The sequence below is a fragment of the Candidatus Aalborgicola defluviihabitans genome (assembly GCF_016705985.1).
Classification (GTDB): domain Bacteria; phylum Pseudomonadota; class Gammaproteobacteria; order Burkholderiales; family Burkholderiaceae_C; genus Allorhodoferax; species Allorhodoferax defluviihabitans.
The window spans coordinates 1-16,345 of the sequence record NZ_JADJKN010000019.1; the positions used below are offsets into that span (position 1 = coordinate 1).

Here is a 16,345-nt window from a genome sequence, read left to right on the forward strand (position 1 = left end):
GCGGCAATAGCGGTGGCGCATTTGCGGCGACAATCGGCCCCTTACTTATTCTTGCTTCGAGATTGCGTTCCGACATGTCACCACGACTACTTTTGGTACGCCCCGCTACCCTGCGCGATGCCAGGCATTGCCGAACTCCACAACGCCACCGTGTGCGAAGCATTCAAGTCCGCCGTGCCTAATGCGCCGGTCCCATGGCGGCCCTGGACAAACTCAGGCTTACTGGCGCCAAGCCATTGAATACTCAGGCCCCAAGTGCACGTGGCCGTGGACGGCGAAAAAATCGTCGGATTTGTGGGCTTTGACCGCTCTCGCGACAAAGAAAACCCCAGACCATGGGCGGCTCACGGGATTCCATCTACGTGGCGCCCGACCACTGGGGTCAGGGCGTGGGTCTGCTTTGGGACGCAACCCGCGAAGGCCTGCAAGAAGAAGGTTGCACCCACGTCACCATTTGGATTGCCCTGTCTAACGTCCGTGCTTTGCGCTTCCATGAACTGACCGGCTAAGCGTGAACCCTGGCACAGCGCCAAGACGGTGCCCGTGGGCACCGTGCGGGTGAAAGAGTTCTTTGAAGCGAATCCCTGGAACTAAGCGGCCAGTTTTTGCACGATGGCGCTGCCAATCGAATAGCCCGCGCCAAACGAGCAAATCACCGGCTCTCGCCCGACGGAAAGTCGGCCAGCGACGGAGGGCGATAATCGAGCCGGCCGATCGAGTTGTTGACTCGACCAGAATCACGGGCGCTTCTTCGGTGGTGGCGTCGCGGCCCAGCAGCTTGCGGGCGATGAGCTGGTTCATGGACAGATGGCTTGGTTTGACCAGAAGCAGCGCACCTGCGTGGGCTGCAAGTCGTGCGCGGCCGGTGGCCGGATATGTGCTCGGCGGCCCATGGGGCAAACCTCTTTGAACACTTTGCGGCCTTCCTGGCGAAACAGCAGGTCGCGATCGTCGGGGTTGCGGTCTTCGGCGCGCGACATGAAGCCTGCGTTGTTGCGAATGGCGTTTGAAAACGAGGTCAGCAGCTTGGTGCCCAAAATTTCAAACGCGCCGGCTGGCGCCAGATCGAGGCGCTCCACCAAAATGGCGGTGCATACATCACCAAAAATAAAGTGGCAGTCGCGGTCTTGCCAAACCCGGGTGGCGGAGGTGATTTCGGGGTTGACCACCAAAATGGCGCGGGCTGATCCAGTGCGTACCGCGTTCACCGCCATCTCGCTGGCCAAAGGTGCCAGGGCACACGTTCATGTCGAATGCCCAGCCCTTGATGCCAGCGCGGTCTGAATTTCCACGCCCATGGCGGGGTAGGCGCGCTGCATGTTTCACCGCCGCGCAAATGACGCCGTCCCATCGGCGGCGGTCTTACGGAACTGCAGCCAGTGCGTCTTGCCCGGCCTTGACTGCAATTTCGGCCATCAACGAGAGTTCGGTATCTGGACGGGTAGCGAGCAGGGTGCATGCGCCGCGGATCCGAGCAACACCGCTCTTGTTCATCACATAGCGGCGTTTGGGACCCGGGCTTTTTCGATGAACTCACACTGGAGGTTTGTGATAGGCGTGTGTGGGTGCCGGCGGCGATCTCGTCGGCGTACTTCTCGTTCTCGATGGTGGCGTAGGCGTTGAATGCGGCAACCAGCTCTTCGTTGCCAATGACTTCGGGCGGAGTGAATAGGCCTGCCAATGCTGCTGATGGCGACGCGGTGCATAGTAAAAGCTCTTGTTGTTGGAAAAAAAACGAGGGCAAATACAGTGCCGCGCCGATTATGCGCCGCCTTTCGCCCGCCATCGGTCAGTCGCAGGTGTTACAGACTCCTGCAACGTGGTGGCATGAAAACCGCTACGCTGTGCCAATTTTAAGGAGATACGCGATGGCAATGTTTCGTGCCTGGGCTGCCACACAGGCTGGCGGCCCGCTGCAGCAGATGGATTTTGACCCCGGAACGCTGCACCGGGATGTGGAAATTGCAGTGGAACATTGCGGTGTCTGCCACTCTGATCTGGCCATGGTTGATAGCGAATGGTTTCCCGCCAGCTACCCGCTGGTGCCGGGGCATGAGGTTGTTGGCACCATCGTCGCAGTGGGTGATCAGGCCAAGGGCCGCAGCGTGGGCCAGCGCGTGGGCCTGGGCTGGCACAGCCACAGCTGCTGCCATTGCAACTTCTGCCTGGGGGGCGATCAAAACCTGTGCGCCAAACGCCAGCCCACCATCATTGGGCGCCATGGCGGCTTTGCCGACCGGGTACGCGCGCACTGGAGCTGGAGCCTGCCCATTCCAGCTGGCCTGGATCCGACTAGCGCCGGCCCGCTGATGTGCGGTGGAGGTACGGCCTTTTTGCCCTTTGTGATTAACGACATCAAGCCAACCGACAAAGTCGGCGTGGTCGGCATTGGTGGTCTGGGCCACCTGGCCGTCAAGTTTGCACATGCCTGGGGCTGCGAGGTAACGGCGTTCACGTCCACACCATCCAAACGTGAAGAAGCCCTGCTGCTGGGCGCACACCACACGATTAGCAGTGTGGACGTGAAGGAACTCAAAACGATTGCCGGCACGTTGGACTTTTGCTGGTCCGGTGGGTGCCTCGCTGGAATGGGGATGCGCTGATTGGCACCCTGGCCCCCTCAAGGGCCATCTGCACATGGTCGGCGTGGTGACCGAGGCGTGAAGATCAAAACTGGCGGCCTGCTGTCATGGCAGCGCAGCATCTCAGCTTCGCCCACGCCATCCCCACCACGTTGACCAAAATGATGGAGTTCTCGGCCCGCCACGGCATTGCGCCGCAGGTAGAGCACCTTTCCATGAGCCGTATGAACGAGGCGCTGGACCATCTGCGCTCGGGCAAAGCGCGCTACCGGGTGGTGTTGGACGCGGATTTTTAAACCCCGGAGGGCATTTGCAAATGAAACTGCGTGGCCAGCGAAAAATTGGGTGGTGAACTCAACGGATTGAACGAGGGGATGTCTGTGGCCGCTTGTGGCAGTCAGTGGGTGTTCCCAGTTAGGCTGGCTATGCCCGCTGTGGGCCAGGAGCAGACTACCGTCAATGACCGCTATGGAGTCGTGAAATTGGCGTATCTGCTACATGGGTGCAGGTCAGGAACAGACTTCCGTTAAAGGCTGGTTGCAGCCGCTCGCGCGCCCTTACCTCTGGCAGCCATCGGCCCATTGCAGTCGTCCGCCTTCCGACCTGTAACCGCGCGATCAACAGTTCAATGGGCGCTTCGTCTCGTTCAACACCTGAGGCAGGCCCGAGGGCTGATAGGTCATCCAGGTGAAGGAGTCAACCTGAGAGCCATCACGCCCACCTTGCGAGAACAGCCCGCGATTAGCGAATCGGCGGTAAACCGGTGTGCGCTGGGTCGCTGTCAGATACACGTTCAGCACGTCACGTCGGACGAACGTAAGCGCATGGCCAACACACCTTGACGTTGCAGGCGCTATGTAGTCAGTGGTTTCCAGCGGTGCGGCAGCAGTTCGTCTATCTGGCTGTTCTTCTGAGTTGGCAAACGTGCCAGTACATCCTTCAAATAAGCATACGGATCATGCCCATTGAGCTTGGCGCTCTGAATCAGACTCATTACCGCAGCGGCGCGCTGCCCGGCCCGCAGAGAGCCCGCAAATAACCAATTGTTTCGTCCAATAGCTACCGGACGAATCTGGTTCTCAATCCAATTGTTATCAATCGGCAATTGCCCATCATCCAGAAACCGGGTCAGTGCGTCCCAGCGCTTTAAGCTGTAGTCCAAGGCTTTGGCCGTTGCCGAGCCGTCCGTGATCTTCTGGCGCTGCAGCAGCATCCACTGATGAAACATATTAGCCAGTGGTTTGGATTGGGTTTGCCGGATGTGCCGTCGCTCATCAGCGTGCAGATGTTTGACCTCTCGCTCAACGTCATACAGTTGGCCGATGTACGTCAAAGCCTGTTCAGCGATCTGGCTCTTGTTGCTCACATGCAGGTCAAAGAACTTGCGCCGCGCATGCGCCATGCAGCCAGCCTCGGTGATGCCATTGGTAAACCCGGCCTTGTAGCCACCGAAGTCGTCGCAAACCAGTGATCCCTTCCATTCATCCAGGAAGGTTCGACAATGTTCACCCGCTCGGGTTTCGCAGAAGTCGTAGACCACAGCTTTCAAATCTTCAAACGCGCCCGGAGCATAAGCCCACAGGTAAGCCCGGTGCGTTTTCTTGTTGCCCGGCTTGAGCATGGCCACCGGCGTTTCATCGGCATGCAGTACCCCGTGTTGGAGCATGGAATTCTTCAGTGCATCCACCAGCGGCTGCAACTGCACGCCACACACGCCCACCCATTGGGCAAGTGTGGAGCGTGGGATCGCAAAGCCCGAGCGGCCAAAGATGCTTTCTTGCCGGTACAAGGGCAGGTGATCCGAATACTTGGCCACCAGCACTTGGGCCAGCAAGCCCGAAGTCGGGATGCCTTTGTCGATGATCTGCGCGGGAACCGGCGCCTGGATCAATGTTTGGCAGTTGGTGCAGGCCCATTTGCCTCGGATGTGGCGCTCCACCGTCATGACGCCGGGTGTGTAATCCAGCTTCTCGCTGACGTCTTCACCAACGCGCTTTAACTGGCAGCCGCAGTTGCAGGTAGTGCTGTCGGGTTCATGGTGAATCTGCACACGGGGCAGCTCTGCTGGTAGGGCTGCGCGTTTGGGTTTATTGGCGGGTTCTTTGTCTGTCTTTCCTTCGGGTGCCAAGTTCTGCAGCTCTTGCTCTATGGCTGCGATGTCGGCGTCGATGGTTTCATCGAGCAGACTGGCCTGACCGGCATCGAGTTGTTCGCGGCTGCGCCCGAACTTCCAGCGCTTCAGGACGGCCATCTCATGCGTGAGCTGATCGATCTTGGCTTGGCGGTACAGGATCTCACGGTCCTTGCTGGTGATAGCCTGGTCAAGGACCGCGATTTTCAGGTCGCGTTCGGTGATTTCTTGGTTGTGTTGCTGGTCTTGATGTGCAATTTTTGCAATCAAATCGCGGGCTAGTTCGCGCAATTGCGCTGCGTTCAAACTGGACAGTGATTCAGGGGCTACAACCATGCACGGGAGTGTGCCAATACTGTGGGTCGACGCCTATTGGAGCATCCCCCAATAGACGCAAAAAGCATAGCAAAGAAAGAGTCAAACCACGGTGATGATTCCGCCGTCGCCAATGCGTGACCACGGCAATCCCAGCACCAGGGCGTCGAGCTGATTACGGCTCAAACTGACTCTGTCAGTGGCGCTCCCAGCGGGCCAGACAAAGTGGCCCTGGTGCAGGCGTCGGCTGGCAAACCAGATGCCAATGCCGTCATGCACCAGTACCTTCATGCGCGTAGCACGTCGGTTGGCAAAGAGGTAGGCAGTGTGTGGGTGAGCGGCACCAAAGACTTGGACGACTCTTGCCAAGGCGGTGTCGGTGCCAGCTCGCATGTCCATCGGCACCGTTGCCAGCCAGACGGCGTCGATGCGGATCATTTGAGAAGGGCTGTCGCCCAACTCGTAAACTCCGCTGCTGCACAAATAGGCCAGGTGATGTTTATCGACAGCGCGCCTTTGCGAAACTCTGCCTTGATATCTGCGCCAGTTGGCTTTGGCTCTGTGACTGTCAGCTTCACCGGCAGGAACGCTGGTGCCGGCGCGACAGCGCAAAGGGCATCTGACCTACTGGGCTTGATAAGCTGATGGCGACCGCTGTGCAGGTGTTCCTTGAGCCAGCGGTGCAAGACATTGGCATTCATTCCTTGACTGCTGGCCAATGCAGCGATGGAAGCGCCGGGTTGTTGGCATGCGGCTACCAATTGGGCTTTGAATTCGGCGGTGTACGTCCGGTGGGTGTACTGAGCAGAATGTCTGGAAATCTCTAATTCTTTGGGCATGGTGTGCACGATTGTTTGCGTGCACACGATCTTGCGAGATGAGAGGCCCTTATTCAAGACGGGATTGCCGGACGCTTACGGACGAACAGGCCATTGCGTCGCTTTGCCCGCGTTTCGAACGCGACAAGGTGGCCATTGGCGTCGACCCAGCCGCGTTGCCTGTCCCAAGCTAGCGCGAGGCGCTTGACCAGATCTTGGCAGGGCACGTGGATGGACTCTGGTTGTTCAGGTGTCGTGTACGAGTAGTCGTACTCCCACTCGCCGCCACGCAGGAGCCCGACCTCCGCGAAGTCCATGCCCTTGGGGCCTCGGTAGAAGTCACCCTCGTCGGCAGCCTGCTCGAAGACTGGGCCATCTGGATACTCCGCAAGATAGCCTCGATACCAATGTGCCCCTTGACTCTCGAAGGCATCTCTGCCCTGGCTTTTCGGCCCGAAGGCTGGCAACCTTCCTGTCACGAACAGGCTTGTGTAGTAGACATCGACGCCCAGATGCGACTCGGTCCACGAGCGTTCCCCTGGCGGCTCATCGCTGTCCCTGGCGCTAAGAGACAGCGCCACCCACTCAGTGCCGGCGTTGGACCTACGAATAATGCAGTCACCGTGGGGCGTGAAATCGTCGGTCTGCACCCAATGCTTGATGTCGCTCCTCCGGTCGGGGAAGGCATACCTCGGCCCTTGGATGACTTCGTCTGGATAGTCTCGAGTCGGCGCTATGTCTCGGACATCGGTCAGGTCGACCTTGCGGACATCGACAGACCATAAGTGGCCCGGGCCGGCCTTCTGACCCGAGTAGGAAGTCTTGGGCTGCACGTTGTCGGCCAGCACTCCCAACAGTCGATGGAGCAGTGTCAGTAGTACTTTTGCCGAGTCGGTCAGCGTATCCTTTTCGGCCGCGACCGTTACCGAACTCGCCGCTGATAGCGCGATCCGTCTTGAGCGCGCACTGGTTGGTGCCCGGGTAGCCAAGTCGGAGAACCTCGACCATCAGCCAACAGGCGATGTTCTCGTGGGTGATGCCTGCAGCATCGAGGTTGAAGTCGCGAATCTTCGCCTCAACTTGGTAGCGCCAGAAGTCGGGCAGCATGCCCGTGCCCCATAGCTCCATGTTCGTGGGCAGGCGTTCCAACTCCAAGAGCGGTTTGGCATCAAGTAGCGTGGGCCAGCTGGTGCATGTTGACACCTTCGACGGAAAGGCATCCAGCCGCTTCAGCGTGGTGGCATCTAGCTTGTCACGGCCAATCAATTGGCCGAGCAGCCGCACGGAGTCACGGACAAGGACGTTGGGTGAATCGAAGGTCGGGCTCAGCAGACCTCTGAACGCCGGGACGAACTCCACGGCGCGATGCCTCTGCAGCAGACACGCGCTGTAGATGGACAGAGCGATGCTCTCTAGCATGTAGTCGTCATCACACCCCCTGAACTCGACCGTCAACATCCTACCGAGATCAGGCTGAATTGCCAGTAGCCCTTGCCATCGCCTTGGCGGACAGGTCGCGCACTCGCCGGTCGGCAACCGATGTAAGCCAAGCCAAGACCACGACCGCCAGCTCTCTGCTCTCCGCCGGCCAGCGATAGACATTTGCCTTGAGCGCAGCATTGATGAGGGACCAGACGGCGCCCTTGTCGTCAAAGGACTTGAAGGCCGCCACAGAGAGGAACGCGTCGCGGTCGACCAACGGCGAGTTCTGCAGGAAAGGGCTCAGCCAGTTCGATGCATTGAGCCGGTGTCGTGGGACCAGACTCACACGGAAGAACATGTCGTAAACCTCGCGCCATAGGCCCGGAGTGCGCAGCGCGCCGTACACGTGGTCATCAATGTCGTAGGCGACGCTGTCCCTGGAGCGCCAGACCATGGCACGAACCAATAGCCCGTGCGCGAGTGCTGGTTCGACCCCGAGAGATGCCTCGGTGATTTCGAGACCGGCTTGCTCTGGCAGTACTGCCGCCAGGGCTTCAAGGACACCCTCATCGTCTGGGGTGAACGCGGCGAGATGGGTCGCCAGGGACGAGGTGTCAATCCCTGTGGCCCGGTCAGTCGTTCGACGATGCCGCTGGCTCGAAGAATGTCTCCGTACCGCTGGTATCCGAGCCGAACGAACCAGGTGTCGTGGTCTCCGGCCGACAGGATGACGAGGCCTTCATGTTCAAGCTCTTTGAGCAGGGCCTCGGCGGGAACTTCTGTTCCGACTACTTCCGACAGCTCAGCCGTGCACGCCTCCCAGGTTCGCTCCTTCGGTAGGTTGCACGTGAGCACTTCAGACAGCCGCAGCATCGCCGCGCGCACGAGATTCTTCGGGTTCGTGTAGGCCAACCTGCCCCTGACAAGGCCATCGCAATGCTTGAGGTGGCTATCCAACAGCGCGGCAAAGCCTGGAAGGGAAACATCCAACGACGTTAGGCCTTCGTCTCGCAACGTCCTGCAGGCCAGGTGCAGGAACAGCGGGTTGCCCAGCTCGGGCGAGAACAAGGGCGTGATTTCCGCGTCAAGCCCGTAGTGGGTCGCGAATGCCTCCACGGCTTCGAACTCGCGTCCCGCGAACCCCGAATGCTCGAACGCGTAGCCCGGGAAGCGTGCGTCGACGACCAAGTCGCGATACGTATCCCGAGTCGAGACACAGACCTTGAGGCCCGGGTACGGCGCGCACTGGGCCAGCAGTTCTGGTAGCTTGTTTTTCCATCGAGCGCCCCGAGGACTCTCGTTCAGCGCGTCGATGTAGACGACGAACGGTAGCCCGTGTTGTTTGCGCATGCATGCATACACTCAAAAAGTGCTGCGCGTGCCAGATCGGCGCCAAATCCAAACTTGCTGCGTATCACCTCCCAGGGCTCACCTCTGCCGAAGTCGTCGCCAAAGACGACCAGCGAATAGCCACCTCGGGCAAACCTGCGGCGTGCAGCACTGACAATCGAATGGGTTTTCCCGATGCCAGCCGGGCCTACCAATAACAGGGAGCGCGTCGTGGCAGCACCCATCTCCGGTGACGAGAGTGCGGTCTGAAGTGCCTGCGCTGCTTGCTCCCACTCACGCGCCGCGTCCATTTCCCCAGCCGGGAAAGCGCACATGTACTCGGCGTGGAACTGCCGGAAGGAGGGGGTGTCTTTGTCTCGCCCATGCTCGTCATAGAATGCCCGCTCTTGCGCTGCTCGCGCCTTCGCGAGCAGCGGCAGCACAGTCGACAACCCTTGCTTCACTTCAGCTGAGTCCAACGCCACCGAGGAGACATCGGTCATGCGCTCGCTCGCCTCGATGACAAGTCGGAGGGTCGCGCGGGCAGTGGTGGCATCGGGTTCGCCCAGAACCGCGAGTGCCTTGTCGCCCCAGCCCATGAGCGAGCGTAGTTGTGTGATGACAGGCTGGAGCGACTCTTCTCGCCAAGCCGCGAAGTCGCCGATTCCACCGAAGAAGTCCAGGCCGACATGCGCGCTTGTCACGACGTCCAGCGCGGCCGTGTATCGAGGGCCGGCGAAGGCAATTGCGTCGTCGAGGCACTGCTGAATCTGTGTCTGAGTCAGTACGGATTTGTCAAACCAATACCGCCGCATTCCGCCATGCGGGTCAGATGCATGAATCTGCGCCCGAATGACCGCCGCAGTGCACAGAGTCACCGATAGCATGGAGCCTGCCACCTTGACAGCAGCCTCGACCTTCTTCTTCCACTCCTCAAATCGCTCGGCTTGACTCTTGCCTCGGGCACCCGCTGCGACCCTTCCGGTCAAGTCAAAGGGGATGTAAACCCAGTAGTCGGACAGTGAGGGGTGGTTCTTCAGTGCCGTGGCGAGCGAATCATCAATCTGACGCAGCTCCGTATCACCCAGCTGGAAGAAGTACTTGGCCTGCACGCCTGCGACGCTTCCGTCGGGCATGCGGTAGTACGCCTCGACACCGCCGTCGCCGCCGTCGCCGCGTAGGCTGACGAATGTCGAACCGGCGGGCGGACGAAGGGAGCACTTAAACAGCTGGACGGCCAGCGCTTCGAAGCTGTCGTTCTTACTCTTCGGGTTGCTGCGAATCCTGTTGAAATCGATCGTTGCCATGCGTGATTCTCGCCGACTAGCGGCGACGTCTATCTAGGAGTTCCATGTCGACCGTAAGCCCGTCGCGAATGACCCTTCCCGGCCGAGAGAGGCTTGCTGAGCAAGCTCATGGTAGGGGGCAGTTCCTGCTGCAACCCAGTCGCCCGGTCTCCAGAAGCACACCCATCTCTGAATGACTGCTTTCAGGCACTGAATTTGTAGGACGAGACTTCTGCTTTGGGTCGGAAGCGACCCTCGTGACAAACTGCGGAACAGTACCCTACAGGGAGCCGTCGCCTTTTTTCACTTCACCTAATGCCGGATGGTCACTGTCCGCTGCGCGGCATTGCCCATTTAGGGTGCCAAGATCAACTTCCCAGTCCGGCCACAGAAGCCAGCCCTACTTGCTGCACTTCAATATTCGCCGCAGTGCAGGCCTGCCCTTCGAACGCGCACAAAAACCTGCCCTCGAAACGCACCGCAACGTCATCGCAGCGAATCCCCGCAAATTCGGTAGCTGTAGTCAGTACCTTGCCCGTGTTGGCTTGTTTCGGTATGAACGTAGCTGAGAAGACCGCAAGCGGCTTGTTGTGCAGGTTTTCGATAGCGAAAGTGACCATGCAGGCTGGCTCGTTCTTGAACGGCTCGTCTTTGACCGTCGCCGTCAAGCGCAGTAGGCTGAGACCTGCGATTGTGGCCACCGGCACAACCCGTCTCCTGCGCGCCACAGACCTCGCGCGCGTTGTCTCAGGGCGCTATCCCTACATGGCCCAACGACTCTTAGCCCTCGTCAGCACTACGTTAACAGCTACCAAATAGATAGCATCTAATCAACCTCACCGCCAAAGCGTTCGATCAGGTTGGCAATGTACTGTTCGGTCAGGCGCTCAAATTCGGCCCCCACCACCGGCGCCACCACCAACTTCATCCAGGGCCGGCAGGGCGATGGTCAGTTCACCTTGCACGGCCAGCACGATCAGGGTGGAGGTACGGCGGTCGGTCATGTGCCAGCTACCCGACACGCGGGCGTTGCCTTCACCCTCTACCGGCGTCCATACCACTGTGCCCTTGGCCTTGTTGGACACGTATTTGGAGGCGTACACCGTCTGCAGGTTAACCTGAGGCAGGCCAATTTTGGCCATCTCCCAGCGGTAGGCGCCACCGCCCAGGTCCACCAACTGGTCCACATGCGGGTAGAAGCCGGCCGAGGTGGGCACGTCAGCCAGCACCTCAAAAACCTCCTTGAACGGCGCCTTGACTTCAAACTCGTAGCCCAGTTCGACGGGAATGGTGATGGACATGATCTTTCCTTGCGGGTAAGGTGAGGAGTTTGGCACATTATTACTGCACGAAGTCGGTTATCGCACGGGCACAATATGCGCTTTCGCTGCCAACTTCCCGCCACCATGTCCAGCAGCCTGCTCGCCTGATCGACGATATTGCCACCATCCTTGACGACGTGGCCGTCTTGTCCAAGGTGGCTGCGCAAAGGGCGGCGGGTGTGTTGGGTGACGATCTGGCGCTCAACGCCCAGCAGGTGGTGGGTGTCACCGCTGATCGCGAACTGCCTGTGGTGTGGGCCGTGTGCAAAGGCTCGCTGGTCAACAAACTAATTTTGGTGCCAGCTGCGTTTCTGCGATAGGCTGTTCATTCCCTGGGCGGTCACGCCGCTGGAGATGGTAGGCGGCGCCTACCTGTGCCTGGAAGGGTTCGAGAAGCTGGGCACAAGTTGGCGCCACAGCACACGGGACGACCAAACCCATCAGCAAGTTTTGCTGGCCGCATTGGAAAACCCGGCGGTGGACCTGGTGAAGCTGGAGCGTGACAAGGTGAAAGGCGCCATCCGCACGGACTTTGTGCTGTCGGCTGAAATCATTGCCATCACGTTGGGCACGGTGCAAAACAGCCCTGGTTGACCCAGCTGACCGTGCTGGGGTGGTATTGCTGTGTTGATGACTTTTGGTGTTTGGCATTGTTGCCGGTATCGTGAAGCTTCGACGATGCCGGTCTGCACCTCAGCCACGGCAGTGGTACCGGTACGGTGATGCGGGTGCAGCAGTCGGCGGGGCGCGGCCTGCTGCGGGCGGCGCCGGCCTTGATGAAGACCCTGACTGTGGTGGGAACAGCGGCTATGTTCCTCGTGGGTGCGGTATCCTGGAGCATGGGCGGGGCCACTGCCTTGCGGTGCAGACTTTGCTGTACGTTCGGAGGAACTGGGCTGGCAGCCAGTGTGGCCCATGCGGCGTAATGCCGCTGCTGCTGGACGCCGCCATCGGTGTGTGGTGGCGGGTGGACTGGTTCTGTTGGGTGTTAAGGCTGACAGGCTGCGGGGCAGACGCTGCAAGGCTAAAGCCTCCGCACTGCGGTAAGCTATAGCGGGTGGCTCCATGCGGCGGCGCTTGATTCTGGGCGGAGCCTGCGGTTCGATGACAACTGCCCCGCCACCCGGGCAGTGCAACTGCCAGCACCTCCCGGCCTGAAACATTGAGGCGGTACACCGGGTTGGGGCCTACGGCCCGGATTCATCAGCACCGCTTCTTTGAGCGGTTGAGCCAGTTCTCCCTGGCCAATGAGTGCCAAGCCAGCTTTGTCATGTTTGCCCGCTCTCTGCTGTTCGTGCAGCTGTGTGGTGAAGGCGCGCTCTGGCATGGGCCGCGCAAAGTAGTTGCCCTGTACCTGATTGCAGCCCATGGCGACCAGCAGATCGGCTTGTTCCTCCGTCTCGACCCCTTCGGCCACCACCGACAGGCCCAGGCTGCGCGCCATGGCAACGATGGCGCCAGCAATGGCAGCGTCATCGGACTGGTGTGGATGTCGGTAATGAAAGAGCGGTCAATCTTGAGTTCATCAATTGGGAAGCGGCGCAGATAGGACAGGCTGGAATAGCCCGTGCCAAAGTCATCCAGCGACAGGACACGCCCAGTTGCTTGAGCGCGCGCAGAGCCACCAGGTTGCTGTCTACATCGTGCATCACCATGCTTTCAGTCAACTCCAGAATGGTGCGTTGGGTCGGCCTGTGTGCTGGCAAACACAGCAGCAATGCGCTCGGCCAGATCCTCCTGGCGGAACTGGCGTGCTGACATATTGATGCCAATTTTCATGGGCGCCAGGCCTGCTCGCGCCAGCGCCGCCTGCTGTAGGCATACCTCTTTCACCACCCACTCGCCCAGGAATAATCAGGCCGGTCTCTTCGGCGGTGGATGAACTCGATGGGTGTACCAAGCCGATCTGGGGTGCTGCCAACGGATCAATGCCTCTGCGCCGATGATGCGGTGGCTGAGAGATCGATCTTGAGCTAGTAGTGCAGCAAAAACTCGCCCCGCTCCAGGCCGCGCCGCATGGCGGCTTCCATGTCCAGTCGGCTGATGGCGGCGGAGCCCATCTCCGGCACGAACTGGCGTACGCTGTTGCGCCCGGCGTTCCTTGACGCGGTACATGGCCGTTTCGGCATAACGCAGCAGAACTTCACCGTGGTCGCCGTCGCGCGGGGAGAACGAAGCGCCAATGCTGGCCGTGACGAACACGTCGCGACCGGCCACTTCAATCGGCCGCGCCAGTGCGGTCAGCAGCTTCTGGGCAATCTGGTCGGTGTCGTCGGGCTGGGGCAGATCGGTGAGGATGATGACGAACTCATCGCCCCCCGGGCCACGGTATCGGTCTCGCGGACGCAGTCGCGCAGCCGGTTAGCTACCTCTTTAAGCAAGGCGTCACCAGCGAGGTGGCCCGAGGCGTCATTGATGAGCTTGAAATGGTCCAGGTCCAGCAGCATGACGCCTATCACCAGCTCATTGCGCTTGGCCCACGCAATGGCCTGGTCGATGCGATCGTTGAGCAGGTTGCGATTGGCCAGGCCCGTCAAGCTGTCATGGTTGGCCTGGTGCTCCAGCGCCTGCTGGTACCGCACACGTTCGCTGATGTCGTTGATGACGCTGACAAAGCGCGTGGTGGCCGCGCCGGTGAGGTCGCGCCCCGGGGCAATGTGCAGTTCGTTCCAGAACAGTGAGCCGTCTTTGCGGTAGTTGCGCAGGGTAGCCTGGCCTTCGTGTTTGTCGCGCAGTGCGGTCCGGATGTTTTCCAGGTCAGGCTGGGCCAGATCGTCGCGCACCAGAAAACGCCGCAGGCCAATCAACTGCTCCGCGCGGTAGCCAGTGATGCGTCTGAACGCCGGGTTCCCGTAGACGTGGAGTGGTCATCCGCATCACTGCGCGTGACTCGTGATGCCGTTGCTGCTGGACGCCAGTGCCTGCTCCTGCAGGAGCCTGGTCTGATCGTAATTTTGCTTCTGAGCTTGCGCTCGCTGATGTCTTCTTTCACCGGGACCAGGTGGTGGTTTTGCCCTCGTTTATTGGCAGGGTGGACACCATCTGGCGCTCCCAGTAGTGCTGCCATCCTTGCGGCGGGCCTGCGCCACGTCACGCCGGTTCCACAATGGACCGGGGATGTCAGCAGACTGTCCAGATGCTGTCGCTGGTTCCTTCTGGGTTCCACGGATGGGCGGTGTGGCCCGCGATCCCGTTGAGGGCGTACCCGGTCATGCTGGGTGAAGGCGGGGTGCAATACTCCACTTCGCCTTTCAGGTTCACCACCACAACAGCAAAGGGACTTTGTTCTACCGCCGCGCCAGCAAATCCACGCCAACTGAGTCGTTGCGTCCGCTGTCCAGGGAGGTTCCGGTGTCGGGGTTCATGGCGGTTGTCGGTGTCTGCGGTGCACGCAAGCGTTTGTGTTGCGAATTTTAGGCCCTGAGCGACACGAAAGGAGCCCGTCCCGTACAGTGGTCTTGACCCGCGGTCGGATCGATTTCGACTGCCCTGCGCCACAAATTGTTTCAGCAAATCCGGCCTGCCCTCATGAAATATGCAAACGCGCTTCAAATAGCTAGCAATCGGTTTGATGCTGGTGAAGCTGGCAACTTTGTCTGCAGCAAAAAAAGGCAGCGGTGGGTTTTCTGATACGCCAGCCGCCGGCCCGGGACAGCAGGGGATGGACCGGGTCGCTGCCCTTTCCCATCTCAGCCGTGGCAGGACCGTTGCGTGCCAGGCTCCGCATGCGCGTATTGCCGGGCAGGACATCGGCCACAAAGCGCGTAGTCCTGCGCTTCTTGGCGCTGTTGCACCACGCAGTCTTGCAGCGCCGTGCCGAGCCACTGCCCTGCCAATCGGGGTGCACCATAAAGGCCGTGTAGGCCGGAAAGGTGGTGGGGTTGATGAAGTAGCACGACTGGGCCACGATCTGCGAATCCTCAGTAAGACCGCAGTGGCCGCAAGCCACTTCGTTCTCGTAGTTCAGGTTGCACAGGCGCTGCACCTCGGCGTTGGACAAGCCACGCACGTGGCGAAAAAAACCGGGTGCCGACGTCGGCCTCGCTCAGATGGTGAAACAGGTCCGAATGCCCTGCGCGCCGCTGGGAGGGGCCGGACGCAGCAGCAGCACTGCGCTTCGGTCCTTGAGCGTACCAATGGTAGCTCATCTTCCACCGGATACGCCCGCAGGTTTTGCAGCGTTTGGTCTGCACTCAAATACCCCAGCGCCTGGGCTTGGGCAAAACAGCTCAAGGCGAAATTACGGGTGTGCTAGTTTCGATCAGGGCCGGTCGCGCGCTGGCGGATGGATTTGCCAAACAGGCAAAGCAATGCCGTATTCGGTCACCGCACGGAAGTGCACGTCGGTGCGGGCAATGGTGGCCGCCTCGCTGCCCAGCGAGGGAGTATGCGCGACTGCAAGCCATCTTCGGTGGTGGAGGTCACGCCATGGGCTTGGCGCCCCGGTGAACGCGAGGCGCCACGCAGAAACTCCCCTGGCTGCCAGTGCCGCTGTAGGAACTCTCCACCAAATCTGGTCAATGCAGACTTGGCCCTAAGGTCAATGGAATAGGCCCTGCGCAATGGCCACCATCTTTGTGCGGTGCGGCGATGGTCGTGGGGTTGCAAGCTACCGCGTCCATGGGTTCCATCGAAAACAAGGGGTTGCCGTCCATCAGGTCGTACAGTCCGCGCGAACCCGCGGCGAGACTTGCGACGATCTTGAACGGCTTGTGGTCTTGCGGCACCGGTAAAGTTACCGTTGGCCAACAAGGGCAGGATGGCGTCAGATATCAAATCGAGTGCACGCCAGGTCTTTGCGGTCGGTAGGATACTGCTGCAGGGCCCCGTGGGCGCCTGGCCCAGGCCGATTTGGAGTAGAGCCATCGCGCCGATGATGCCGGGATAGGGCGCAATGCGCTGCACGTTGTCGTCTTGCCCGGAGTGCGCTCAAACTCGGTCACGGGGTGTGTTCCAGCACCAGGTGGTCGATGCGGCTGATGTGGACGGTGGAGTCGCCCATGGAGCGCGGCATGGCAGGGGTTGACCTGGTAATCACCAGCCGCGCCCGCGCAATGGCTCGCGGGAATGTTGTCCACCATACCCCAGGCCTGCATAACCAAAGGCATCAGGCAGCGAGACCTCGATCAACGCCACGTTC

16 protein-coding genes and 3 pseudogenes are annotated in these 16,345 nt (G+C 60.2%); 4 read left to right on the forward strand and 15 right to left on the reverse strand.

Annotated features, from left to right (window positions below):
• The first annotated feature begins 335 nt into the window (after nucleotides 1-335).
• Nucleotides 336-509: an N-acetyltransferase family protein gene (locus IPI80_RS15535; RefSeq protein WP_413861676.1), complete on the forward strand. Its 174-nt coding sequence runs from the start codon at nucleotides 336-338 to the stop codon at nucleotides 507-509.
• Nucleotides 510-797: 288 nt separating this feature from the next.
• On the opposite strand, the gene IPI80_RS15540 is transcribed toward IPI80_RS15535, so the two are convergent.
• Together IPI80_RS15540 and IPI80_RS15545 are read right to left on the reverse strand one after the other, a co-directional pair.
• Nucleotides 798-1,226: a hypothetical protein gene (locus IPI80_RS15540; protein WP_413861678.1), complete on the reverse strand. Its 429-nt coding sequence runs from the start codon at nucleotides 1,224-1,226 to the stop codon at nucleotides 798-800.
• A gap of 136 nt (nucleotides 1,227-1,362) precedes the next feature.
• Nucleotides 1,363-1,497 (reverse strand): hypothetical protein, encoded by a 135-nt coding sequence (locus tag IPI80_RS15545; protein WP_413861680.1) that lies wholly within the window; start codon nucleotides 1,495-1,497, stop codon nucleotides 1,363-1,365.
• Between the two features lie 371 nt (nucleotides 1,498-1,868).
• On the opposite strand from IPI80_RS15545, the gene IPI80_RS15550 reads away from it, so the two are divergent.
• Entirely contained in the window at nucleotides 1,869-2,603 is a 735-nt protein-coding gene (locus tag IPI80_RS15550) for an alcohol dehydrogenase catalytic domain-containing protein (protein ID WP_413861682.1), read from the forward strand.
• An 86-nt stretch (nucleotides 2,604-2,689) separates the two neighbouring features.
• The gene (locus tag IPI80_RS15555) at nucleotides 2,690-2,878 is read left to right on the forward strand and encodes a hypothetical protein (protein WP_413861684.1); all 189 of its coding nucleotides are present in this window, start codon (nucleotides 2,690-2,692) and stop codon (nucleotides 2,876-2,878) included.
• 557 nt (nucleotides 2,879-3,435) lie between these two features.
• Here IPI80_RS15555 and tnpC read toward each other — a convergent pair.
• The 9 genes from tnpC to IPI80_RS15600 form a co-directional block, all read right to left on the reverse strand.
• Nucleotides 3,436-5,049, reverse strand: coding sequence for an IS66 family transposase (tnpC, locus tag IPI80_RS15560; RefSeq protein WP_413861686.1), 1,614 nt, complete (start codon nucleotides 5,047-5,049; stop codon nucleotides 3,436-3,438).
• 81 nt (nucleotides 5,050-5,130) lie between these two features.
• Nucleotides 5,131-5,466, reverse strand: a complete 336-nt coding sequence (gene tnpB / locus IPI80_RS15565; RefSeq protein ID WP_413861688.1) for an IS66 family insertion sequence element accessory protein TnpB — start codon at nucleotides 5,464-5,466, stop codon at nucleotides 5,131-5,133.
• The gene (locus IPI80_RS15570; RefSeq protein WP_413861690.1) at nucleotides 5,463-5,867 is read right to left on the reverse strand and encodes a transposase; all 405 of its coding nucleotides are present in this window, start codon (nucleotides 5,865-5,867) and stop codon (nucleotides 5,463-5,465) included. The genes tnpB and IPI80_RS15570 overlap by 4 nt, the downstream gene beginning before the upstream one ends.
• 53 nt (nucleotides 5,868-5,920) lie before the next feature.
• The gene (locus IPI80_RS15575; protein WP_413861692.1) at nucleotides 5,921-6,835 is read right to left on the reverse strand and encodes a hypothetical protein; all 915 of its coding nucleotides are present in this window, start codon (nucleotides 6,833-6,835) and stop codon (nucleotides 5,921-5,923) included.
• Between the two features lie 479 nt (nucleotides 6,836-7,314).
• Complete coding sequence (locus IPI80_RS15580; RefSeq protein WP_413861694.1) at nucleotides 7,315-7,626, reverse strand: hypothetical protein; 312 nt, start codon at nucleotides 7,624-7,626, stop codon at nucleotides 7,315-7,317.
• Entirely contained in the window at nucleotides 7,611-8,618 is a 1,008-nt protein-coding gene (locus IPI80_RS15585) for a hypothetical protein (RefSeq protein ID WP_413861696.1), read from the reverse strand. Before IPI80_RS15585 ends, IPI80_RS15580 begins: the two co-directional genes overlap by 16 nt.
• Complete coding sequence (locus IPI80_RS15590; protein WP_413861698.1) at nucleotides 8,570-9,904, reverse strand: hypothetical protein; 1,335 nt, start codon at nucleotides 9,902-9,904, stop codon at nucleotides 8,570-8,572. The genes IPI80_RS15585 and IPI80_RS15590 overlap by 49 nt, the downstream gene beginning before the upstream one ends.
• A gap of 347 nt (nucleotides 9,905-10,251) precedes the next feature.
• Nucleotides 10,252-10,584, reverse strand: a complete 333-nt coding sequence (locus IPI80_RS15595) for a hypothetical protein (protein ID WP_413861700.1) — start codon at nucleotides 10,582-10,584, stop codon at nucleotides 10,252-10,254.
• A 186-nt stretch (nucleotides 10,585-10,770) separates the two neighbouring features.
• Nucleotides 10,771-11,184, reverse strand: a complete 414-nt coding sequence (locus IPI80_RS15600) for a hypothetical protein (protein ID WP_413861702.1) — start codon at nucleotides 11,182-11,184, stop codon at nucleotides 10,771-10,773.
• Nucleotides 11,185-11,309: 125 nt separating this feature from the next.
• Here IPI80_RS15600 and IPI80_RS15605 point away from each other — a divergent pair.
• A pseudogene (locus tag IPI80_RS15605) lies at nucleotides 11,310-12,252 on the forward strand (DUF808 domain-containing protein).
• 1 nt (nucleotide 12,253) lies between these two features.
• Here the strand turns inward: IPI80_RS15605 and IPI80_RS15610 are convergent.
• The 4 genes and pseudogenes from IPI80_RS15610 to IPI80_RS15625 all read right to left on the reverse strand — a co-directional run bounded on the left by IPI80_RS15610 (nucleotide 12,254) and on the right by IPI80_RS15625 (nucleotide 15,214).
• Nucleotides 12,254-12,795 (reverse strand): annotated as a pseudogene (locus IPI80_RS15610) (EAL domain-containing protein).
• A gap of 383 nt (nucleotides 12,796-13,178) precedes the next feature.
• On the reverse strand, nucleotides 13,179-13,334 hold the full coding sequence (locus IPI80_RS15615) for a hypothetical protein (RefSeq protein WP_413861706.1): 156 nt from the start codon (nucleotides 13,332-13,334) through the stop codon (nucleotides 13,179-13,181).
• Nucleotides 13,335-13,353: 19 nt separating this feature from the next.
• Nucleotides 13,354-14,051 (reverse strand): annotated as a pseudogene (locus IPI80_RS15620) (diguanylate cyclase domain-containing protein); the annotation flags it as partial.
• A gap of 710 nt (nucleotides 14,052-14,761) precedes the next feature.
• A complete protein-coding gene (locus tag IPI80_RS15625) occupies nucleotides 14,762-15,214 on the reverse strand; it encodes a GNAT family N-acetyltransferase (protein ID WP_413861704.1) in 453 nt (150 codons plus the stop codon).
• Nucleotides 15,215-16,345: the final 1,131 nt, after the last annotated feature.